We start from the raw sequence: 21,910 nt of genomic DNA on the forward strand, positions 1-21,910 counted from the left end.
TCCCAATATATATAAAGAATTTTTATTAGAAATCAATGGAGCAGAATTAAAATACCAATTGTAATTGTGTATCACGATGCTGAATATATGAAAGTATTATCTAAAAATATGGAAGATTTCATTTTTAGAGGCCTTTTAGAATGTGGCAAAAATATAGAAGATAATGAAATTGAGTAAAGTACGCATTAGTGAAAGAGGGAATTATATGATTCAAAAATTGATTAAAGAAAAACAATATGATGAAATTATTAAATATTATACGAGTGAAAATATTAATGAAACAGATAAGTTTGGAAGAACAATACTACATAATTTAATTATTAATAAATTACCACTAGATATATTTAAAGATATGATAGCTAAAGGAGCCAATCCCTATTTAAAGGATAAATCTGGACAAAATGCTATGATAAAAGCAATTAAATTTAAAGATGTTGATGTCATTAAGTATTTGATAAACTATGGATTTGAACTTAATTCAGACATTGGAATCATTGATACACCGTGGTTTTTTGCAAGGAATGATTGTAATATAGCAGATTTACTCATAGCTACACATAATTCCATTCGTCTTAGACTCTATGAAGAGGAGAAACAATTAATTGATGATTTATTATATGATGAAGAATGTTTTAGTAAGCTTGATAAATTGAATACTTCAGAACTTATACATGGTTATATTTTAGGATTTAACTATGATGATGATCTTAAAACAATTAAATATTTGTTAGAAAAGCCTATTTGTAAAGAAATTACAGCAATTGAAGTCTTTCAATTAATTGATGGGAGATATCTGCTTGAACATGAGAAATCAGAGTATGATGAAAATGCATATGAGCTAATCAAATATATACTATTAAAATATCCACAAATTAATAATTATTATGAACTTGGGTATTTGTAAAAGTTATATTTGCTTAGAACTAAACTCTGTAATTTTGCTATAAGTGAGAATACTGTTATAGACCTAAAAATTTACATAGAAAGTGGAGAAAGTTCTTTAAAATTAGGATAAGTTGGAGAATGAATGGGGATAAGTAAAAAATCGTAAGATTCTTATGCAAGTCTATTGATGAATTAATTGAAAAAGAATTTGCACGAGATAATAGAGAAATATAAAAACCTATTAGAAGATTGGAGTGAATAAATAATGAAAAAAAGCATTTTACCAATACCGACGCATCTTAAAAATATATTAATTCCTAAAGGAGACAAGAATGATGAATTTTTTGTGGCAGGAGATATTGCTTGTACATGCGGAAACAAAGAATTTTCTTTAAGTTACCTTGGAGCATATGAGAACGAAATTATTACATTATGTGAATATGAAGGCGTTTTTTATTTAGCAATAGAATGCAAATGTAAAGAATGTGGGAAAGTACATTTAATATTTGATGATAATCTTCATGGTTGGAATGGATTCGTTTGTGGTGACGAATCTGGATTTAAGGGATATGAAGATTTTCCAATGGAAAAATTTAAAAAATTATGGAGATGCCCAAAATGTAATGACGAGCACCATGAAGTATCAGTAGCCATTTCATCTGGAGGTAAAGAAGATTTCTTAGAAAATTGTGAAGATACAGAGTTTAGTGAAGAGGACTGGGTAAATGCTTTTAGTTGGATTACAATAAGCACAAGGTGTACAAATTGTGGTTTTATAGATGAAACCTGGATTGATTATGAAACTATGTAGAAATTGCCTAATATATTAATGTTAGAGTGGTAAATTAAAATAGTATATTGGCGGATCAGGAGAGAAATATGATTTATTTTACATCAGATTTACATTTTAATCATGAAAAAATCATCAAGCACACAAACAGACCATTTCATACGGTAGATGAAATGAATGGAAGATTAATAAAAAATTGGAATAATGTTATAAGACCTAATGATGAAGTTTATATTTTAGGGGATTTTACTATGAAAGGCGGCATAATTGCCAATCATTATTTACAATTATTATGTGGTACTAAATACTTAATAAAAGGAAATCATGATAATTTTATTGACGACAATGCTTTTAATAAAGACTTATTTCAATGGATTAAAGATTATCATGAAATTAAATATAGAAATTATAAATTTGTACTGTTTCATTATCCTATACTGGAATGGAACAAAAAAGGGCATGGTTCTATTCATTTACATGGACATATACATTCAGATATTACATATAATCTTGAAATGCTAAAAAATGAAGTAAAGAGATACGATGTAGGTGTTGATGCAAATAATTATATGCCTATATCAATCGAGGAAATTATTAAAACATTAGGGTAGAAGATTATGAATATATTTATATTCAAAACAAGTTTTAGCAAAGGTAGCACCTAAAAATGTATTGATTTATTGTTCTCAAAATTTTAATTTTATGAGCAATATTTCTTATATTTAATATATTAGGAGGGAAGACTGTGGAAGATTTAATTATAGATAACAATATTTTTAAAATCAGCAATTATCATATGAATGAGTTTTATGGTATATATATTGATGCTGATTTCCGCCTAAGCACAGGCCATATGTGCTATTTACCATCAAAGAATCAAATATTCTTTAGTATAAATAATTATAAAGATGCATCTAATATTGCATCACATTTAGATCAGCTAGAGAAATATAAAGATAACTTTTGCTATATTAAAATGGATGTAGAAACTTTACAAACCACATGTTACTGCGAATCTGAAGGAGTACCATATGATCTGTTCCAAGGGCCAAATGACGAAATTTGGTGCGTAATTGGATACTCAAAAACCTCTTTAAATAGGGTTGTATGTTTGCCAATAGGGGATAGGAATGATATTGAGGATTGTAAACTAGTGGCATCAGTAGCTGAACATATTTTTAGAGATGGAGATAAGATATTATCTTATACTGATGGAACCTTTAATAAAAAACCTACAAAGCTAGGAGAATATAAATTTTCTAAGACTAAACACTTTCAGTCAGTAAAGCGTGTGAAAATAGAAGAGCCATCGGTAAGTAGATGCTTGTATAATGAAGAAGGAATACAAGCTTTTTCAACAATTGATGAAAATGTGATATTGCATCGCTTGCTTGATGATAAAGGAGTATCTATTAAGGAACGTAAAGTTTATGTAGAAGGTATATTTTTGGATGCATATTTTGAAAAGAATAGTCCTGTTATCAATTGGAAAAATCATGAGACAGTTGAGGTGACAGCAAATGGCGGAAGCATATTTCATGTAGAAAGACCTAGCGAAATATTCTATGTAGTTTATGGCATTGACGGTGAACGGATAGAAGAAAAGAAGTTATTTGAATTTACCGAATTATGTTCTATATATTATATGGAAAGTGTGAAGTTAGATAACGATACATATGCATTAACTTTTACATATGGCAGCGATGATGAACCAACAAAAGGAGGTAACGGCTGGCTTGTAGTTAGATCTGGAGAGCTTCTGGAGTGTTGGTTACAGCATAAAGATAAAAAGAGTTATATTGATCAAGTTACAGGGAGAAAGATTACACTTAATATGGATAATGTAATACTTCGTAAATTCAAGGCTTGTGGTAGAAGTTATTCAATATATTTTGATGGAATAATTAATAGTAAGCATAGAAATAGAGCGGTAGTAGTAATAAAGAGCCTTATTTAATATAAAATATTCTTGTGAAAATTTTACAGTAAGGAATGATTCAATGTATATAAAGTTCAAATGGGAGTGGTTTAAGAATGGAAAAGAATACGATACGTATATGGAAATCGTAAATGGATATGCTGAAAGACAAATAATGATATGTGATAACAGATATATAGCATCAAATAGAGAAGATAAGGATATGGGATTTTTCTTAGCAGAAGGCTTAATTGAAACAAATGAATTGGATGAAATAGTAAGCAAAAATGAGTTTGAAGAGGTATGGTCTATTCATAGCAAATGTCTTTTAGAAGATTGGTTGTGTGCTAAAGAATACTTCACTAAAGGAAAAGAAGTAGAAGGAATATTGAAGGTGTTTTACCCTCAAGGAGTGATTATAGAACTAGAAAACAGAGCAATTGCTATTGCTGATTACGAGGAGTGTGCCAGAAACTCAGCAGCAAAGAACTTATATCCTAATCACGTAGTATCTGCAAAGGTAAGAGATTATGATGAAAAAAACATGTGGATAATCCTTGAGGATGCAAAAGTGCAATTATAGACGGCAAAAATCAATTAAAATACCTAATTAGGCATATATGGATTAAGATATCGTTGAAGATTCGGATGCATTCTTTTTTATCATTATAGTCAAGTTAACATAGGGAGGTGTTTAATGGAAATTACAGGATTATGGTCTGTAGGAAGTATTTATTATGGAAGTTTTGAAGAATCTTTTGTGGCATTTATGGAGAATGATTTAGGCTTTATTTATTATATGAACATACAATATGATGAAATTGAATTATTTAAATGGAAAATAGATGATTTTGAAGCTTTAAGTATAAATGGAATTGAGGTTTATTCATTTCAGGATGAGGCTTTAAAGGAAGTTAATAAGAATAATATAACAAATTTGAAAAATCTTAAGGTTAAAAAGTATAAGAAAACAGCATTTAATAACAAGGAAATTGAAGTATTAGAATTTTCACAACCATTAGTACTAGAAGATATGGAATTCGGATTAGAAGAAAAAAATGTTATAAGCAGCCATACTTATAAAAGGCTAATTCAATTGATTGGAGACAATTTACCAGAAGAATATAAAATAAATGTATATCAAGAAAATCACTAATTTTTATAATAATGAAATGGAGAAACATGATAATCTTGAGAAAAGAATTACAGCCACCTAAAATTGACGAAAATCTAGTAAAAGAACTAATACAGCTTATTGAAGAAATTTCTGATTTATCTCACGAATACTATGAAGAATATTATGAGAAAAATGAAAAGACAATTTTAAATGATAAAATAGATCAGCTTAATTCAAAGGTTCATAAAGAATATGAACCTTTGGATTTTCAAAATTATATAGGAGCCATGTCACTTGAGGAGTTTGCTAAAGAGATATCATTACCGAATCCGCCAGTGGTAAGTGACATAAGTGTTGAGGAAGTAACTAAAATAGTACAGATGATTGTTGAACTTAAGTCACCAGAAGGAATTGAAGAGGTGGAAGAAGTAGGCGACTATATATGTTATTACATAGATCTATTAGAAAAAAGCATTCCTCATGATAATATTTCAGATTTAATATATTGGTATGATGTTGAGTAATATGGTCATGAATCAAGTGCAAGAGAAATTGCAGAGAAGGCCTTTAAGACAAGAAAAGTTATTAATTTATAGAGTGGAATACTTGATTAAAAAGTTAGGAAAGGAAAGAAAAGATGAGAGATACTATTGTGAATTTAAACCTTCCACAGGAGGCAAAAGAATTCTTATTAAAAACAAAGATAGAAGAAGATGAATTTGAATATATAAATATTAAATTTTTCAGTGAAGAAAATGGTTTCTTATGTGATGTGGTGGAATGGACAAAAATAAATGATTTAACGCTAAAAGACTTAAATGAAGATTATGTGGAAGAATTTTTAGGAGAGCTTGAAAAATTTAGAGACTATCACGTTATTGCTGAAAATTTAGATAGTGGAAATTTAATAGCAATGCAAGAAGGTACAGGTGAAATTTATGAACTTGAACATGAAGTTATAGAGGAAATAGTAACATATTTCGTTAACTCTTCTTTTCCTAAAGCTTATGAGAGTATGAATTACTTTAAGGAAATTAAAGATAAAGTCTTAAGATTTAGAAAACAAGAAAGCGTAGAAAAAATTCAAGAGATGTTTGAAAGAGATATGCAAAAATTTATCTTAATAGACAGTAAAGTAGTTATTGACGGTAATGAAAATAATAAGCAGTTTTGGAATGGAGTATTATTCAGCTTTAAAGAATGGTGTTTTGACTAATGTTTATGAAGGTGTAGCATGGATAAAAATTCAGAATCTAAAGTTGAAAAAGGACTAAAATTTTTTAATAATAGGGATTATGAAAAGGTAGTACTATATTTTAATAAAGTTTTAGATATAGATAACAGCTATGCAGATGGATATTATTTAAATATGAAGATAGCTTAAAATACAGGTGGTAATTATGAGGAAAGAATTGAAAGCAAAACTAGAAAAAATAAAAAATATTTTAGGTGATGGTTGTGAATATATTGTTTTAGCGCATGTAGAAGAAAATTTAAATAATAATTTAATAAATAATTATGAAACAAGCCTAGGTGTATATTACGAAATAAAAAATAAATATGATTATTTAAGATTTGCAGATGTAATATTTTGGGTAGATGAAGAAACTTTTAACGAGCGTCAAATATACCTTATGCTTTATGGGGTTTCAGGGAAAAAAGAATGGATATGTATTGGAGAAGTTGAACCATATCCACTGTTGCTCAATATAAAAACAGGTATTGTGAGTTGTATTGTAAATGAACCTGGATTAAAGTGCGAAATGAAAGAATATGTTATGTTCGAAGAGTTTATGAATAAATATGTATTAGGATAAAAATACTTAGAACTTGGAACTGATAAAGAATGGTATGAATTTATGAAGGAACATGAAATATTTTGTGAGGTGGAAAATGATTAAAGAAGATAGGGAGGTTATAAAAAAATACTTTGAAATTTTAAGTAATAATCATCCCGAAAAATTTGAAATAGAAAAAATGCTTAATGAGAATGGACAAGCTATTGTTCCAGAAGATATGAAGAATTGCACTGATGAGAACAATAGCTTGTAGAATCAAATGTCTCAGAAGAAGATATTTTCAAATTAGAGGAAAAGATCAATGTAAAATTACCATCTTTATATAAAGCATTTATTTCTACATATTTTCATATGTTTGAAGAATTAGATGGAGTTTTAGATGATTTCCATTGTGAGGATGGCAAGGAGATTTATGTTGATATATTGCCTCAACCATCAAATAAGCCTCTAAAGGTTATAGAAAATGTTTATAAAGAATGCGAAGAGATAATAGGATTCGGGTATATACCAATTGGAGATTTTAACGGATGGGGTCCTCTTTGCTTTGATGTATATAACAGCTATAAGCTTGTATGGCTTGATCATGAAGAATACTATAGTTGTGAAACCAGAGAAGAGCTAGAAGAATTAGGAGAAACAATTTTGGATAATTTTAAAGAATTTTTGGAATGCTTTTTTGCTGGAGTTACACATAACTGTTAAATTGGGGAGAAAAAATGGAAATAGAAAGTGTAAAGATTATTAATGTCAAAAAAGATTATATGGACTCTATTGATGGACAAAAGAAATTAATAAATATTATAAATGGCAATGTTAACTGTGATGAAATGATAGCATACCAAACAAGTGATTATGTTGTAAGTGAAATTTTTCGTGAAGATTATTATATTAAGAATTACGAGAATGATAAGAAATATAAAAAAGAAAAAGTTATTCATTCTTTACTATTTGGAATAAGCGATTTCAATTATAAAAATAGTGCATTAGAGATTGAACTTGGAATAGAAAATCTTACAGAAGAACAAATAGCAGAAAAAGTAGTTGAAATCTATGGCATAAATAAGAATGATAAAGAAGAAATACAAATGATAGCAAATAACTTCACAAATCATGATAATGTTGATTTAAAGTACATATCCATAGAAAATATTCAAAATATAATTTCAGATTTAGAAAAACTGAATATAGAAGGCTTATGCAAAAGTATAGAAGAAGAACTTAAATCGCAGGGAATTTCCTTTGATGAAATTGGCGAAAGAGATATGGAATTTATTAATTTACTAAAAGAATTTTATACAGAAGCGCTGAAAGATAGCAATGGCATAGTATATTCGTTAAGTGATACTTACGATTTTTGTGAAGAAGATTAGCTTTGCATATATAAATAATATTTTAATGAAGTATAGGTAGATGAGGAGTGTTAAGTAAAATGGGATTGGAACAGCATTTAACGGAAAAAATAAGTAATGTGCTTTTAGATTTAGGCTTAACGTATGAAGTTATTGATGATTTTAAAGAATATGTGGAAGGCAACATCAAAGAAGAGGATTTCTTTAATAAACTTCCTAGTATAGATATGAAACAGTTAAAGAGTGATGCACTAGATGCTGTAGTTAGTGCATATCATTCTTTAGTCAAGCATAAAGCTAATGAATATTTATCAAAATATTTAAGAATACTATTTAAAATGGGCAAGTCTTCTTTATTTTTTGTCTTAGATAAGACAAGTTATTATAAACCAACTTCTTATTATAAAGAGTTTTTAAAATACGGTTTAAGTCCAGTCTTTGTTATAGCTTATTATGCCACGTCTATCACTGAGCAGGAAAGAACTTTAGATCGTGGATTTATTTTGTTTTATGATAGTCTTTATGAAAAGTATAGAGATTCATTTTTAGAAGCTATTAAGATAAGCGAAATAAATGAAAAAGCTATAATAATAACTTATTTAGCTTACAAGGAAAAAGATAAAGAATATTTCCAGTGGTTAGAAAATGACATGATTGAATCCATAGGAAATTTATTTAATAATAGTATATCTGAAATGCAGAAAGACGCATTAATTGAATATTTAAAGGAAGGAACTTCCAATCTGCAAGACATAGTGGAAAATTTAAAGAATGATAGCAGATTAGTAGTAAACCTTAATAAGTATATTTTTAGGTTTTTGATAGGAACTAGTTGTACTATATGCGTTGAATCTGAAATATCAAGAAGATTTACTAAATTTGCTGCAGAATTTGATTATAAAGAGTTCTTTTACGATTTACATAACTATCTAAAATATAACAGATATAATGTAATATCAAACCTTGTGGATGCGCTTCAAATTAAAAGAGAATCTTACATCGCATGGCTTGGAGCGTCTAACAATTTAAATTATAACTATACCTATGGAAAAGAATTAAAGGAAGAAGCAGATAAACACATAGAAGAATTTAAAAAAGCTACAGAAATGTGTTTTGGCATGAATAAAGCTTATATGGCCTTCCTTCTTTGGCAAAAAGGAGAAGGTAAGGAATTCCTAAATGATGCAGAAGATGCTTTTATACATGAATTTTCTACGTTTATGGACAAGAATGGTATTGAAAGAGAGGTTTACGAAGATTTTATACAATACTTAGAAGGAAATATCTCTTTTAGTGACATAGATAAGTCGTTGGAAGGCTTATTTAGAAAACGAGATATGTACATGTCTTCATTTAATTTTTCTAAAATTCTATTTTGGCTAAAGGATCAATCTTTGATGTTTTCAAGGGCCATGGATATATTTATTGCCATAGGAAATCCAGACATATTAAGAAATATGTATAATGATTATCTTAAATACGAGGGAAAAAAAGCATCAGAAGATGATTTGAATTCTTACATTGAACTACTTGTAAATTGTGGAGCATCTATTAAAAACTATATATGTTATTTAGGACATTGTGCATTTGGTAATTACGTCAGAAATAGCTTAAGCAGCCAAGCAGTTAAAATTATAGAAAAGTTAATTGAAACAAAGGAAGAAGAGGTAATAGAAAATATCACTAATTGTGATGCTGAAAGTAGAAAGGGAATTTTAGAAACTTTAAATAAAACTCTTGAGGAGACTAAAAGTGCAAAAATTCTTATAGAGTATTTAGGCGATTCATCTAAAGTCGTAAAGGAAACAGTAATAAAGCTTTTAAGCCCAAGCAAGATAAAGCAGCAGATGGTGATAACTAGCTTAAGTTCAAAAAAACAGGCAGTTAGGGAATCGGCAGTAAAGGTGCTTTTAAAGAGCGGTGATGAAAAAGTTATGGAAGCCTTAAACAAAGCCTTAGAAGTAGAAAAAAGTGAAAAGATAAAAGCGCTTATAAGGGAAGCTTTAAATCTAGAAAGTGCTTTGGAAGAAAAAAATGAAGAATTAGATATTTTAAAATACTGTAAGCAGGGTTTAAAAGGTAATAAAGCAGCAACTCTAAGATGGCTGAATTGTGATACTTTGACAAAGATAAAGTTTAAGGATAGTGAAGCTTATGCAGAAAGTGAAATTATAAAATATATGCTTGTATGTTATGCTTCCTGTATTGAAATTGGATTAAGTAGTGAAGCTTTAAAGGTAGGAGAACTTTTAGATAAAAAGGACTTATCTAAACTTGCCTTAGAAGTTCTACAAAGGTGGCTGGATGCAGGTGCAGAAAGTAAGAAAAAATGGGTACTACCATTTGCTTCAGTTTATGGAGACTATGAAGTGATAAGTTTAATTAAAAAGAATATAGAAGAGTGGCCTAAGAATTCAAGAGGTGCAATAGCTAGTGAAGCAGTTAAGGCTCTTGCTCTAAATGGAAGTAATGAGGCTTTGATAATAGTAGACAATATATCAAGAAAGTTTAAATTTAAGCAAGTTAAAAATGCAGCAGCTTCAGCTCTTAAATTTGCAGCAGAGCAAATGGGAATAGACATAGAAGAGCTTTCTGATAGAATAGTTCCAAACTTAGGCTTTGATGTAAGAGGAGAAAGAATTTTTGATTATGGAGATAGAAAATTTATTGCATCACTTACTCCAGAGCTCACTTTAGAAGTAACTGATGAAAGTGGCAAAAAGCTTAAAAGCCTGCCAACTCCAGCTAAGAAGGATGATGAAGTTAAGGCAAAGGAAGCTTCTGCAGAATTTAAAAATTTAAAGAAGCAGTTAAAAACAGTTGCTAATATACAAGCGATTCGTTTAGAAATGGCCTTATCTAGTAATAGAAAATGGACAAAAGAATCTTGGATAAAACTTTTTGTTGAAAATCCTATTATGCATAAGTTTGCTATAGGTCTTGTCTGGGGGATTTATAAAGATGATGTTTTAAATGGAAGTTTCAGATATATGGAGGATGGCAGCTTTAATACTAAAGATGAGGAAGAGTATGAATTACAAGATGGAATGGTAATAGGAATTGTTCACCCTATTGAATTAAATAATGAGGACATGGCTTTGTGGAAGGAACAATTTGAAAACTATGAAATCAAACAGCCATTTGAACAGTTAAATAGAGAAATATTTACTGTTACAGAAGAAGAAAGAAATAGAAATACTGTAGAGCGCTTTGGTGGAGTTATGTTAAATGGTTTATCCTTACTTGGTAAATTAACGGACTTTGGATGGATTAGAGGAGCCATTGGCGATGGTGGTGGTTATTATGCTTTTTATAAAGAAGACAATAATCATAAAGTGGAAGTAGGACTAAATTTCAGCGGTGTATCTGTAGGCTATGAAAGTGAAGAAGTAACAGTATATGATTTGTGTTTTTATAAATTAGGAACCATGTCTAAATATGCGTATATAAATGAGAAAACACAGAAACAAAATACTATATCCATAGGTACACTGCCTGAGAGATTCTTTAGTGAAATTCTTTATCAAGTGAGTAGAGCTTTGGTTTCTAAAACAGGAAACAATGATAAATGGAGAGAAGAGAAATAAGGAGGAAAGTATGAGTAAAAATAAGGAGATAAAAACCTTTGATAGCAGATTCAAAGAGGAGATATTTGAGGTAGCTGCTGTAACATCCTCTCTAGGAGTTGGTGCAGGCAAAGGAGGAAAAGAAGAGTTATGGAGGGCTTCTATAAACCTTATTGCTTGGAAGGATTTAAACAGCAATGAGCCATCAGTAAAAGAGGAGATTAATTTATCGTGGCTTACTGATAGCGAAGGATTAAAGGAATGGCAAAAGACTATTAAAGGAAATTCTATAATTAAACTTAAACTTAGAAAAGGCGAAAAATCCTTCATGCTTGTGGAGCTCATGGATGCAAACTATAAGGATAAGGAGCTTCAGGATATATTAGCAGAAGAACTTAAACCAGTATTTTATGAAGATGAAATCCTTGGAAAATTTCAATTAGATAAAGGTATTAAGACTTTTCAGAATGATATCATTTGGGCCGGAGAAGAAGGACTATTATATTTTGATCTAGATGAGGATGAAAGAATGGAAGATTCTCTTAAAACTGCTCATGAGCTTTTCAAAAATCAAAAAGATTGGAGCGATAGAATTAGAGCTTATGCTGCAAGTGAACTTTTAGAACTTGCCAATGATTGGATTGATGAAGAGGATGAAATTGACGAAGTTACAGAAGAAATGTTTATTAAATCTATAGAGTTGGATACCATAAGTGTTTATCCTGAAGGTGAGTTTGAGATTTTCTTTTTTGATGGAGACTTGTTTGCAGGACACTGCATTATAGTCAGCGGAAATATAAATGGTAGTTTTGAGTCAGCAGATATCGCGGGCTAAAAGGAAGAATAAAGGAGAGTATATATGAGTGAAATGAAAGCATTAAAACCTACCGTTGAAATATTATATGCAGATGAATTAGCTGCATTAGAAGCTAACGATGACGGGCCTAAACCAGAAAACTGGAGATTATCTCCTAAGGCTGTAAGGACTTTTATTTTAGGAAGAAGTAAGCCTTTAAAGCTAAAAAGAAAGAATGTTAATATTACAAAGAAATTTTATGGAGATGATACTCTTATTGAGAGATGTATTATAACTTTAGCTGGAAATAGAGGACTTATGCTGGTTGGAGAGCCGGGAACAGCTAAAACCATGTTAAGTGAGCTTTTATCGGCTGCTATTTGTGGATGCAGCACAAATACTATACAGGGAACAGCAGGAACTACAGAGGACATGATTAAGTATACTTGGAATTATGCTTTGCTTTTAGCTAAAGGACCAGTAAAAGAAGCATTAGTCCCTTCTCCTTTGTATGTAGGCATGCAAAAGGGAATTATAACTAGATTTGAGGAAATCACTAGATGCCCAGCAGAGGTGCAAGATAGTTTAATCAGTATACTTAGTGATAAAGTTTTAAATATACCAGAGTTTGGAGAAGAAGGACTGCTTTGTGCATCTCCTGGTTTCAATGTTATAGCTACTGCTAATACTAGAGACCGTGGAGTTAATGAAATGAGTAGTGCCTTAAAGAGAAGATTTAATTTTGAAACTGTATTCCCAATAAGCGATGTTTCTTTAGAAGCTAAGATTATAGAAGGGGAAGTTGAAAAGCTTATTAAGAATTCAAATATTGATATGGAAGTGGATAGAGATGCAGCGGAAATTCTTGCTACAACCTTCCATGAATTAAGGGAAGGAATATCTTCTGAAGGTAGTAGAATTGACAAGCCTTCTGCAGTAATGAGTACAGCTGAGGCAGTGTCAGTTTATTATCAAACTCTTATGAGCAGCTTTTATTATGGAGATTCTAAAATTGATATGAGTACTATGGTACAAAACATACTGGGTTCTGTCCTTAAGGAAAGCCGTGAAGATGTGGATAAGCTAAGGAGTTATTTTAACATTGTAGTTAAAGGTAAAAGTACAAAAATGGGTGGTAACTGGAAGGATTTCTATGAAGCTAAAAAGTGGATTAAATAAGGGTGGAGCTAGCATGGGTAAAAATATATACAATCAGGATATAGATAATAAGATAAAAAACTATGTGAAAAAAGCTTACAATTTAGAAAGCAAAGTAATGTTTTTCCCAGTAAGACACCATAGTCCTGCCTGTAGCTTTCATCTGAAAAAGGTAATAGAGAGTTATAATCCTGAAATTATATTAATTGAAGGGCCTGCAGAGGCTAATAAAGTAATAAAATATATAGCTGATGAGGAAACGAAAGCCCCTGTATGTATTTACTATAGTTACTATGATAGAAATGCGCTTATAGAAGAAAACAAAGAAAAGTATAGGTGCTATTATCCCTTTTTAGATTTTTCTCCAGAGCTTTTAGCATTAAGAGAAGGAAAAAAGAAAAATATTGCTTGCGAGTTCATAGATTTATCATATGCTGAAATACTTATAAACAGCAAAAAACTAGAGATTATGGGAAAAGCTCAGGAGAAAAATACCTATAATGATGATTATTTAATGAAGGAAAGTATTTTTATTAAAACCCTTTGTGAAAAGGAAGGCAGCAGAAATTATAATGAGCTTTGGGAAAAATTATTCGAAATAGATGGACTTAAGATAAGTACTGAGAAGTTTATAGAAAATATGATATTTTCCTGCTATCTTTCTAGGGAAAGCTATAATGAAGAAATGCTTAAAGAAGATGGATGTCTTTCTAGAGAAAAATTTATGAGTATGAAAATAAGAGAAGCTGTTAAAAAATACAATAAAGTTCTTGTAGTAAGCGGAGGATTTCATACTTCTGCTCTTATTGATGGACTCGAATCTAATGAGGAAATAACTCTTCATAATATAGCACAAGAGGACACAGGAGTATATGCCATGGTCTATTCCTTTGAGGAAAGTGATCAATTAAATGGTTATGCCAGTGGAATGCCTCATCCTGCTTTTTATCAACGAGTTTTTGAAAATATTCAGAAAAAGATGGATAAGCCTTACGAAGAAGCAGTTCTTAATTATATTGTACACTGCGGGAAACTTATAAGAAAAAATCACGGAAATCTTTCTACAGCAGATGAAATTGAAGCCTTTAATATGGCAAAGGGACTTAAATCTTTAAGAAACAAGTATGAATGTGGAGTTTATGAGCTTAAGGATGGAATAACATCTTCTTTTGTAAAAGGTGAAATGGATGCAGAGGCACAAGTTTCTTTAAAATATTTGAGAGACCTGCTTACAGGAAATAAAATAGGTAAGCTATGTGCATTAGCAGAAGTGCCACCTATAGTACAAGATTTTAATGAATTGTGCAAAAAGTTTAACATAAAAACCACTACTTTAGAAAATGAAGTGCCATTAAGTATTTATAAGAGTAAAAAACATAGGGAGCAAAGTAAGTTTTTTCATATAATGAAGTTTTTAAATACTAACTTTTGCTTAATGGAAAAGGGACCTGATTTTATTAAAAGGAAAAATACCAATTTAGTAAGAGAAGTATGGAAGTATAAATGGACTACTAAACTTCAAGCTACACTTATAGAACTTTCAGTGCATGGTGGTAGCTTAAAGGAGGCAGCAAGTTCTATGCTTACAAAGAGGTTTATCTCTTGTGAAAATGCATCTGGAGAAGCTTCACTGCTTTTAATAGAAGCTGCACTTATGGGCCTTGAAAGCAGTTTCCAGGGACTTCTTCCTTCATTTGGTGAGATCTTAAATGGAGATGAAGATTTTGTATCAGTTACAAATTCCTGTTACAATCTAAATTTTTTATGTAATTCAGAGGATTTGCTTAACATTACTATGAATGAAAAGCTTAAAGAATTCTTTACTGCTTCCTATAATAAAGCTGTGTCTCAAATAACAAGTTTAATCACTGTAGATTATGACAATGAAAATGAAGTTATATCAAAGCTAAAGGATATTTATCATATTTCTAATAAAGCTGATTTTGATAGTGAAACCTTAATCGACAGCTTAAAACTGCTTATTAATAAGAAGAATCTAAACAGCGCAGTCGAAGGAGCAGCCTTAGGTATATTATACGGATTAAATTCTATTAATTCTAAGGAAGTAACACATAAGGCAATGCAGTATCTTTATGGAACTGGGGAAAAACTTATGAAGTCAGGAAGCTTTTTAAAAGGACTATTTTCTACAGCTAAAGACTTATTACTTATTGAAGAGGATTTACTTAATGGAATAGATAGCTTTATGAGAAACATAGAAGAGGAACACTTCATGGCACTTCTTCCAGATTTGAGATTTAGTTTTACATTCTTTAATCCTTTTGAAATTGACAGCATTGCTAAAGAGGCAGCAAAAGTGTACAGCACTGATGATGATGATATTCTATATGAAAAGGCTTTAAAAGAAGAAGATATAAACTTAGCAGTATCATTAGATAAATATGCAGTGGAGCTTTTGAAGAAGTGGAATATCTATCCATAAAACACCATATGCAAGACTCCAGATAAAGTGTAGATTAAATGGCTTATGTGGTGGTAATTGGTTTGAGTTAACAGTTATATGAGGTAAAAATAATATATGCTAAGTGTAAGTTTTACTTTATAAAAGAAAGGGTAAGGTATGAATGAAGATTTAATTGGTTTAAATAGATGGCGATTGGTACTTGGAAAGTTTGCAGAGGATAGAATAGGTTTTTCAGAAGATAGCAGCAATTACTCAGAGCTTAGTGATCTGCTAGAGTTCTTATATGATAGAGATTATGATGAAGAAAGAGGAATAAGAGTAGATGACCCAAGAGGAGGAAGAGGAAGTTCTAAGTTTACAGTGCCTTCTTGGATAACAAAGGTTAGAACCTTATTTCCTAAAGAAACAGTGGAAATATTAGAAAAACATGCTCTAGAAAAGTATAACATGAAGGAGCTTTTAACAGATAAAAAAGTGCTAGAGGCCATGGAGCCTAATGCAGAACTTTTAAAAAATATATTGCAGATGAAACATTTAATGAAGGGTGAGGTTTTAGATACTGCAAAAAAAATAGTTAAAAAAGTAGTCGATGAAATAACTAAAAGTCTAGAAAATGAAGTAAAGATTACTATTATGGGGAAAGTGGACAGAAACAAAAGAAGTGCTGTGAAGTCTGCTAGAAATATTGATTATAAAAGAACTATACGAGCTAATTTAAAAAATTATGATAAAGAAGAAGAGAGAATAATTGTAGACAAAGTTTATTTTTATGGAAGAGTAAGAAAATATAATCCTTGGAACATAGTAGTTGCTGTAGATGAAAGTGGCAGCATGCTCTCTTCTGTTATTCACAGTGCTATAATGGCAGGCATATTTTCAAAGCTCCCTATGTTAAAAACCAGTCTTTTTATTTTTGACACGGAAATAGTAGACTTAACTTCTTATGTGGATGATGCAGTTCAAACACTTATGAGTGTTCAGCTGGGAGGAGGGACTAATATAGGAAAGGCTTTAGGTTATGCGGAAAAATTGATAGAAAGTCCGTTAAGAACTATGGTAGTAATGGTGACAGACCTTTATGACGGCTATAATTACAACATAATGTATGCAAGGGCTAAGGCAATAATTGAAACTGGAGCTAAGCTTATAATTCTTACAGCTTTGGATGATAAAGCAAATGGACTTTATGATAAGAAGGCTGCAGCTAAAATGACTGCACTTGGAGCAGAAGTTGCAGCGATGACGCCAGGGGGGTTAGCTAAATGGATAGCAAAGATAATTTCTTAATTAAGTTAAAATCTTATATTATTTCTATTAATGATGAGTATCTTATTGGAGTTACTAATAAAGGTATATTTAATAGAGCGTCAAAGGATTTAAGCTCTGGTGCTGGTGTTAAAATTACAGTGGAAGAAGCATCTATAAAATGTGAACTGCCAGATGGAAATTCATGTAGCGTAAATGAAGATATACAAGCGTTTAAGTGCAGCTGTCCTTCAAGGAGTATTTGTAAGCATACTGTAATGAGTTACTTATATATAAAGAATCATACGGAAGAAATCTTCGGAGAGTCCTCTTCTTTAAATGAAAATTCTAGTGAAGAAAGGGAAATATCAAAACAACAGGAGGAATTCAGTCCAGATTATTCAGAACTTTTAAATATAAACTTAAAGAGCATAAAAACTGCTTTGGGTGACAGAGAATTTGGAAATATTGTTAAAAGAATGGAGTTTGGATTAAAAGCAGATATAAAAGAAGAAGCTCTTCTTCAAGTGGAATTTGCAGGAGAAGAAATTGTAAAGTTTATTTCTGTGAATGGTGAAAAAAAGAAAGATATATCCATAAAGGATAGCAGTATAGTCAATAATGCTTTGTGCAGCTGCAAGAGTAAAGCGATTTGTAGACATAAGGCAGAGGCAGTAATTCACTATGGTCTTTACAAAGGCACGTTAAAGAAAGAAGAAGTTATTTCTTTAATTGCTAAGGATAGAATTATAAGTAAGGAAACTTTAGAAAGCTGTATAAAAGAAGTTAGAAAAACTCTAGAGGAAATATATTTTACAGGTCTTGCAAGAATTCCTGAAAGTTTTTTAGATAAGCTGGAACAGGTATCAATTATTTGCCATAATAGTGATATTCCAAGTATTGAGAAGAAGATAAGATCGCTTCAAGGAAAACTCAGATTATATATTAATAAAAATGCTTCATTTTCTGTAGAAAGTTTTAGGTATTTGCTACAAAGTATTTATATATTGACTATGGCTATGGAAAATTGCAGCGATGAAAAAGTTTTAGGGGAATTAATAGGAGAGCATAAAAGTTCTTATTATGAAATTCCTCCTATAGAACTTACAGCAGTAGGAGCTAGCAAGTGGATAACAGAATCGGGCTATGAAGGAACTACATTTTACTTTACAGTAGAAGGATTTAACAAATGGTTTACTTACACTATATCTAGAAATTCATCCTATAATAATAAAAACAGCTATAGCAGAGAAAGCTGTCCTTGGGGAATTGCTTCTGATATAGAAAGCTTCTCTAAATCTAGAATAAAGCTAATTGATGGAAAGATAAATGGAGATTTTAGGTTATCTTCTAGTGAAAATAGCAAAGGAGAAATTGTAGGTACCACAGATATTCAAAGTATTTATCTTAAGGACAAGACATTTAATTCTTGGAAGGATTTATTTTCAGCAGTTTCTAATAACTCAGGATTATATTTTAATGAAAGAGAAGAAAATTATAATTTATTTCTCATAAAGCCAACAAAGTTTGGAGAAAGCAGCTTTGATAAAATACAGCAGCTCTTCAAAATGCCATTATATGATGAAAAAGAAGAATGTGTAACCATTGAGGTTAAGTATTCTAGTCATAATAAGAAGCTTATAGAAAAGCTTGAGAGAATGGAAAGAATGAAAAACTATCCATTTATGCTCTTGACTAAAGTATTCCTTAAAGAAACTGGACTTACAGCAGTCCCTATAACAGCTTATTATAAAAATGGTACATTAGTGAATTTGACTATGTAGATAGTAATTGAGTTAACTTGCCTTGCCTTATTATCTTACAGAAAAGATAGCGTAATATAGCTATCAATATGTATACGGTAGTCTATTTAATTCAATTACATAAAGGATGTGATTTTATGGAAAATAATCAAGACTTAAAAATTGTGATTGATGATATTGAAGTGCTTTTGGATGGAATTTTATTAAGTGGAGTAAGTGTAACTTTGGATAGTACTTTAAGAGAAGTGAATAGACTTGCGGTAAGTTGCGATAAATTTGGATTAAAGGAAGGAGCATCAATGCTTTTTAGGCTGGATGAAGCTCTAAAAATGAAAAGACACACTTTAAACTTTGACCTAGATGAAGTGGTGAAAATTCTTGCGGTGCTTGGAAGTTATGTTAGCTTGATTAAGGAGAAGATGAAAAAGCTTTAAGTTTATAAACAACATTAAATTTATGCCATACTCCACCGAAAGCAGAAACATTGTTATTTCGCAGGACTATGAAAACTTCGCTGAAAGTGCTAAATTGCAGTTTGCATCACTAATGCTTGCTCCCAATTTAATTGTGACAAGCATTAGTAGAACAAACTACAATTAAGAACTTTTAACAGCTTATTTTCAAATGCCTACTGCATAAAAATGTTTCTGCTTTCTAGTTGGGCTATATTTAATAGTATAAATCTATTATTGTTAAACTTTCTGAGTGCTTATACAGAAATGCATGTAAATTCGGTTTATTATATAGAAATATTTTCATAGATAAATATATAATGTTTATCTAAATTTAAAGTCATTTAATTATAGATAAGAATATTTAAGCCTATTCTTATTTTTATAGATTTAGAAATTTTTCATATCTAATTTGATCTCTATTATCAATAAATACTCTGTCTACCATCTTAAAACCATTGAATTCGTAAAAGTTTCTTAACCTATCTCTAAATGTACCACAATTTAACCTTAACCAGTTTACATTATGATCTTTACAAATTAATTCAGCAGATTGTATTAGTTTGCGTCCATATCCCTTTTTTAAAATTTCTCTACAAACAGCTAATTTGTGTAGTATTCCGGATTCATTTTTCTGTAAGTTTGCCCAAAATAGAGGATCATACCATTGCAAAATATATACTCCAATTAAGGTTCCGTTCTCATAGCATAATTTCATATCATCGATGCTATATTTCTTTAGCAATTCTTCACTTGTTATATCTTTATACTTCCACATTGGTTGATTTATAGAATTAAGCCATGTGGCAGAGTCATTTAAAACCTTTGAAAAAATATCGATACTTTTGTGGGTTGCATTTACTACTTCCAAATATATTCCTCTTTTCTATATAGTTTTTAATTTACTTCATTATATAAATTTTGAAAAATCATATTATCCATTAGATTATAGCTTCATATAATAATTATTATATCACTACCAAATGATACAAGCTTATAAAAATAGATTATTAAAAACTACAAAATTGCCACAATCGAAATGAAATATATTGAGCTTTACTGGTGGTTACTTGGAATATATAATTGGGTTATAAAGTAAAACAAGTAATTTGATGGAGGAGATAAATGGATTTTAGGGATTTAAATATTAAAATATTTGCAGATGGGGCAAATTTAAATGAAATGTTGGAGGTTTATAAGGGAGGTATTGTTAAAGGCTTTACTACAAATCCCTCGCTTATGAAAAAGGCAGGAATTGATGATTATAAGAAATTTGCCAAAAATGTTTTAGAAGAAATTAAAGATTTACCAGTATCTTTCGAAGTTTTCTCAGATGATTTCGAGACTATGGAAAGGGAGGCAGACGTTTTATCTGAACTAGGTGAAAACGTTTATGTAAAGATACCTATCATGAATACTAAGGGAGAATCTTCAATTCCGCTAATTAAAAAGTTATCGGAAAAAGGATACCATCTTAATGTTACTGCAATTTTCACTTTGGATCAGGTAAAAGATGCGGTAACTTCATTAAATCCAGAAGTTAAGAGTATTGTGTCTGTATTTGCAGGAAGAATAGCAGATGCTGGAACTAATCCAATGAAGCTTATGATGACTAGTAGCAGGCTATGTAAAGCCAATAAAGGTGTAGAACTTTTATGGGCAAGCTGTAGGGAATTATACAATATTGTTGAAGCAGATGAATGTGGTTGTGAAATAATTACTGTAACTAATGATATATTAAAGAAACTCCCTACTATGGGAAAAGATTTATACGAATATTCTTTGGAAACTGTACGAAGTTTTTATAAGGATGCATCAAGTTTAGGATTTTCTATTTTGTAGCATTAAGGAAGGTGGCGAGGCTATGATTGAAAAGTTATTTAACAAAGAAACAATTGAATTAAATGTTGAAGTAAATGATTGGGTAGATGCTATAAGATTTTGTGGAAGTCTATTTGTTAAGAATGGAAATACTGAAGCGAAATATACTGATGCAATGATAAATACAGTAAAAAATATGGGACAATACATTGTTATTGAAAAGGGAATAGCTATGCCGCATGCAAGACCAGAAGATGGAGTCAAGAAAATTGGTATGGGGCTTATAAAACTTAAGAAGCCTATAGAATTCGGTAATGAAGAATATGATCCTGTTGATATATTGATTTTTATATGTGCAATAGATAAGACTTCGCATTTAAAAGCCTTGGCCGAACTTATGACACTTATTGAGGATAATGAATTTTTAAGCATTGTAAGAAATTCATCTTCAAAAGAAGATGTTCTTAGTTATATTAATTCAAAAAGCTTTTAAATTAGCTTAAAGGATTTTTAGTAATATTATAAAGGAGATAGAAAAATGGAAATATTAACGGTTTGTGGCAATGGAATTGGAAGCAGTTTAATGTTAGCTATGAAGATTGAGGAAATCTGTAGGGAAAATAATATAAAAGCTAATGTTGAATCAACTGATTTTAATTCTGCACAAGGGAAGAAGGCAGATTTGATAATTACTGTCAAGGAACTTGCTCAGCAGTTTGATAATAGAGATGTTGCAGTAGTGAGAAGTTATATAAATAAAAAGAAGATAACAGAAGATGTTTTGGAAGTTATTAAAAAGAAGTATATGGAATTAAATAAATAGGGG

General features: G+C 30.4%; 24 protein-coding genes. 23 read left to right on the forward strand and 1 reads right to left on the reverse strand.

Translation table 11 applies throughout. The features are described 5' to 3' along the window. Positions 1-205 precede the first annotated feature (205 nt). The 20 genes from L3B96_RS17770 (at position 206) to L3B96_RS17865 (ending at position 19,245) form a co-directional block, all read left to right on the forward strand. Positions 206-904 (forward strand): ankyrin repeat domain-containing protein, encoded by a 699-nt coding sequence (locus L3B96_RS17770; protein ID WP_238948211.1) that lies wholly within the window; start codon positions 206-208, stop codon positions 902-904. Positions 905-1,150: 246 nt separating this feature from the next. Further along, a complete protein-coding gene (locus tag L3B96_RS17775; RefSeq protein WP_077853939.1) occupies positions 1,151-1,696 on the forward strand; it encodes a hypothetical protein in 546 nt (181 codons plus the stop codon). Between the two features lie 68 nt (positions 1,697-1,764). Beyond that, positions 1,765-2,286, forward strand: coding sequence for a metallophosphoesterase (locus L3B96_RS17780; protein ID WP_077853940.1), 522 nt, complete (start codon positions 1,765-1,767; stop codon positions 2,284-2,286). 134 nt (positions 2,287-2,420) lie between these two features. After that, positions 2,421-3,632, forward strand: coding sequence for a hypothetical protein (locus tag L3B96_RS17785; RefSeq protein ID WP_077853941.1), 1,212 nt, complete (start codon positions 2,421-2,423; stop codon positions 3,630-3,632). 100 nt (positions 3,633-3,732) lie between these two features. Further along, the gene (locus tag L3B96_RS17790) at positions 3,733-4,176 is read left to right on the forward strand and encodes a hypothetical protein (RefSeq protein WP_238948212.1); all 444 of its coding nucleotides are present in this window, start codon (positions 3,733-3,735) and stop codon (positions 4,174-4,176) included. 114 nt (positions 4,177-4,290) lie between these two features. Beyond that, on the forward strand, positions 4,291-4,749 hold the full coding sequence (locus tag L3B96_RS17795; RefSeq protein ID WP_077853943.1) for a hypothetical protein: 459 nt from the start codon (positions 4,291-4,293) through the stop codon (positions 4,747-4,749). A 35-nt stretch (positions 4,750-4,784) separates the two neighbouring features. After that, complete coding sequence (locus L3B96_RS17800) at positions 4,785-5,234, forward strand: hypothetical protein (RefSeq protein ID WP_238948213.1); 450 nt, start codon at positions 4,785-4,787, stop codon at positions 5,232-5,234. 113 nt (positions 5,235-5,347) lie between these two features. Further along, a complete protein-coding gene (locus L3B96_RS17805; protein ID WP_077853944.1) occupies positions 5,348-5,926 on the forward strand; it encodes a hypothetical protein in 579 nt (192 codons plus the stop codon). An 18-nt stretch (positions 5,927-5,944) separates the two neighbouring features. Then, entirely contained in the window at positions 5,945-6,094 is a 150-nt protein-coding gene (locus L3B96_RS17810; protein ID WP_173715318.1) for a hypothetical protein, read from the forward strand. Positions 6,095-6,110: 16 nt separating this feature from the next. Next, positions 6,111-6,527, forward strand: coding sequence for a hypothetical protein (locus tag L3B96_RS17815; protein ID WP_077853945.1), 417 nt, complete (start codon positions 6,111-6,113; stop codon positions 6,525-6,527). Positions 6,528-6,579: 52 nt separating this feature from the next. Further along, on the forward strand, positions 6,580-6,762 hold the full coding sequence (locus tag L3B96_RS17820) for a hypothetical protein (protein WP_238948214.1): 183 nt from the start codon (positions 6,580-6,582) through the stop codon (positions 6,760-6,762). 44 nt (positions 6,763-6,806) lie between these two features. Next, positions 6,807-7,211, forward strand: a complete 405-nt coding sequence (locus L3B96_RS17825; RefSeq protein ID WP_338108721.1) for a hypothetical protein — start codon at positions 6,807-6,809, stop codon at positions 7,209-7,211. A gap of 14 nt (positions 7,212-7,225) precedes the next feature. After that, positions 7,226-7,879 (forward strand): hypothetical protein, encoded by a 654-nt coding sequence (locus tag L3B96_RS17830; protein ID WP_077853946.1) that lies wholly within the window; start codon positions 7,226-7,228, stop codon positions 7,877-7,879. A 59-nt stretch (positions 7,880-7,938) separates the two neighbouring features. After that, on the forward strand, positions 7,939-11,445 hold the full coding sequence (locus L3B96_RS17835; protein WP_238948216.1) for a DUF4132 domain-containing protein: 3,507 nt from the start codon (positions 7,939-7,941) through the stop codon (positions 11,443-11,445). Positions 11,446-11,455: 10 nt separating this feature from the next. After that, positions 11,456-12,259 (forward strand): DUF2262 domain-containing protein, encoded by an 804-nt coding sequence (locus L3B96_RS17840; protein ID WP_077853948.1) that lies wholly within the window; start codon positions 11,456-11,458, stop codon positions 12,257-12,259. 24 nt (positions 12,260-12,283) lie between these two features. After that, positions 12,284-13,399 carry an AAA family ATPase gene (locus L3B96_RS17845; protein ID WP_238948217.1) on the forward strand — a complete coding sequence of 372 codons (1,116 nt, stop codon included), beginning with the start codon at positions 12,284-12,286 and terminating at the stop codon, positions 13,397-13,399. Then, positions 13,374-15,821 (forward strand): DUF5682 family protein, encoded by a 2,448-nt coding sequence (locus tag L3B96_RS17850; protein WP_238948218.1) that lies wholly within the window; start codon positions 13,374-13,376, stop codon positions 15,819-15,821. The genes L3B96_RS17845 and L3B96_RS17850 overlap by 26 nt, the downstream gene beginning before the upstream one ends. A gap of 138 nt (positions 15,822-15,959) precedes the next feature. After that, positions 15,960-17,090, forward strand: coding sequence for a VWA domain-containing protein (locus L3B96_RS17855; RefSeq protein ID WP_238948219.1), 1,131 nt, complete (start codon positions 15,960-15,962; stop codon positions 17,088-17,090). Next, positions 17,066-18,832, forward strand: coding sequence for a hypothetical protein (locus L3B96_RS17860; RefSeq protein ID WP_238948220.1), 1,767 nt, complete (start codon positions 17,066-17,068; stop codon positions 18,830-18,832). The genes L3B96_RS17855 and L3B96_RS17860 overlap by 25 nt, the downstream gene beginning before the upstream one ends. 116 nt (positions 18,833-18,948) lie before the next feature. Further along, positions 18,949-19,245, forward strand: a complete 297-nt coding sequence (locus tag L3B96_RS17865; protein WP_238948221.1) for a hypothetical protein — start codon at positions 18,949-18,951, stop codon at positions 19,243-19,245. A gap of 400 nt (positions 19,246-19,645) precedes the next feature. Here L3B96_RS17865 and L3B96_RS17870 read toward each other — a convergent pair whose 3' ends face one another. Then, positions 19,646-20,134 (reverse strand): GNAT family N-acetyltransferase, encoded by a 489-nt coding sequence (locus tag L3B96_RS17870; RefSeq protein ID WP_238948222.1) that lies wholly within the window; start codon positions 20,132-20,134, stop codon positions 19,646-19,648. 254 nt (positions 20,135-20,388) lie between these two features. Here L3B96_RS17870 and L3B96_RS17875 point away from each other — a divergent pair, with 254 nt between their 5' ends. The 3 genes from L3B96_RS17875 to L3B96_RS17885 are packed head-to-tail and all read left to right on the forward strand — an operon-like array spanning position 20,389 to position 21,907. Next, positions 20,389-21,105, forward strand: a complete 717-nt coding sequence (locus tag L3B96_RS17875; protein WP_077856801.1) for a transaldolase — start codon at positions 20,389-20,391, stop codon at positions 21,103-21,105. A gap of 22 nt (positions 21,106-21,127) precedes the next feature. Beyond that, a complete protein-coding gene (locus tag L3B96_RS17880) occupies positions 21,128-21,577 on the forward strand; it encodes a PTS sugar transporter subunit IIA (protein ID WP_077856802.1) in 450 nt (149 codons plus the stop codon). Positions 21,578-21,622: 45 nt separating this feature from the next. Then, on the forward strand, positions 21,623-21,907 hold the full coding sequence (locus tag L3B96_RS17885; protein ID WP_039768568.1) for a PTS sugar transporter subunit IIB: 285 nt from the start codon (positions 21,623-21,625) through the stop codon (positions 21,905-21,907). The last annotated feature ends 3 nt before the right edge of the window (positions 21,908-21,910 follow it).

The organism is Clostridium sp. YIM B02569 (genome assembly GCF_022320765.1).
Lineage (GTDB): Bacteria > Bacillota > Clostridia > Clostridiales > Clostridiaceae > Clostridium > Clostridium beijerinckii.

Coding starts and splice junctions, on each gene's coding strand:
- L3B96_RS17775 (WP_077853939.1), top strand. CDS start 1,151: ATGAAAAAAAGCATTTTACCAATACCGACGCATCTTAAAAATATATTA.
- L3B96_RS17885 (WP_039768568.1), top strand. CDS start 21,623: ATGGAAATATTAACGGTTTGTGGCAATGGAATTGGAAGCAGTTTAATG.
- L3B96_RS17770 (WP_238948211.1), top strand. CDS start 206: ATGATTCAAAAATTGATTAAAGAAAAACAATATGATGAAATTATTAAA.
- L3B96_RS17875 (WP_077856801.1), top strand. CDS start 20,389: ATGGATTTTAGGGATTTAAATATTAAAATATTTGCAGATGGGGCAAAT.
- L3B96_RS17850 (WP_238948218.1), top strand. CDS start 13,374: ATGAAGCTAAAAAGTGGATTAAATAAGGGTGGAGCTAGCATGGGTAAA.
- L3B96_RS17780 (WP_077853940.1), top strand. CDS start 1,765: ATGATTTATTTTACATCAGATTTACATTTTAATCATGAAAAAATCATC.
- L3B96_RS17810 (WP_173715318.1), top strand. CDS start 5,945: ATGGATAAAAATTCAGAATCTAAAGTTGAAAAAGGACTAAAATTTTTT.
- L3B96_RS17820 (WP_238948214.1), top strand. CDS start 6,580: ATGAAATATTTTGTGAGGTGGAAAATGATTAAAGAAGATAGGGAGGTT.
- L3B96_RS17795 (WP_077853943.1), top strand. CDS start 4,291: ATGGAAATTACAGGATTATGGTCTGTAGGAAGTATTTATTATGGAAGT.
- L3B96_RS17880 (WP_077856802.1), top strand. CDS start 21,128: ATGATTGAAAAGTTATTTAACAAAGAAACAATTGAATTAAATGTTGAA.
- L3B96_RS17860 (WP_238948220.1), top strand. CDS start 17,066: ATGGATAGCAAAGATAATTTCTTAATTAAGTTAAAATCTTATATTATT.
- L3B96_RS17840 (WP_077853948.1), top strand. CDS start 11,456: ATGAGTAAAAATAAGGAGATAAAAACCTTTGATAGCAGATTCAAAGAG.
- L3B96_RS17845 (WP_238948217.1), top strand. CDS start 12,284: ATGAGTGAAATGAAAGCATTAAAACCTACCGTTGAAATATTATATGCA.
- L3B96_RS17790 (WP_238948212.1), top strand. CDS start 3,733: ATGGAAATCGTAAATGGATATGCTGAAAGACAAATAATGATATGTGAT.
- L3B96_RS17815 (WP_077853945.1), top strand. CDS start 6,111: ATGAGGAAAGAATTGAAAGCAAAACTAGAAAAAATAAAAAATATTTTA.
- L3B96_RS17830 (WP_077853946.1), top strand. CDS start 7,226: ATGGAAATAGAAAGTGTAAAGATTATTAATGTCAAAAAAGATTATATG.
- L3B96_RS17855 (WP_238948219.1), top strand. CDS start 15,960: ATGAATGAAGATTTAATTGGTTTAAATAGATGGCGATTGGTACTTGGA.
- L3B96_RS17805 (WP_077853944.1), top strand. CDS start 5,348: ATGAGAGATACTATTGTGAATTTAAACCTTCCACAGGAGGCAAAAGAA.
- L3B96_RS17835 (WP_238948216.1), top strand. CDS start 7,939: ATGGGATTGGAACAGCATTTAACGGAAAAAATAAGTAATGTGCTTTTA.
- L3B96_RS17865 (WP_238948221.1), top strand. CDS start 18,949: ATGGAAAATAATCAAGACTTAAAAATTGTGATTGATGATATTGAAGTG.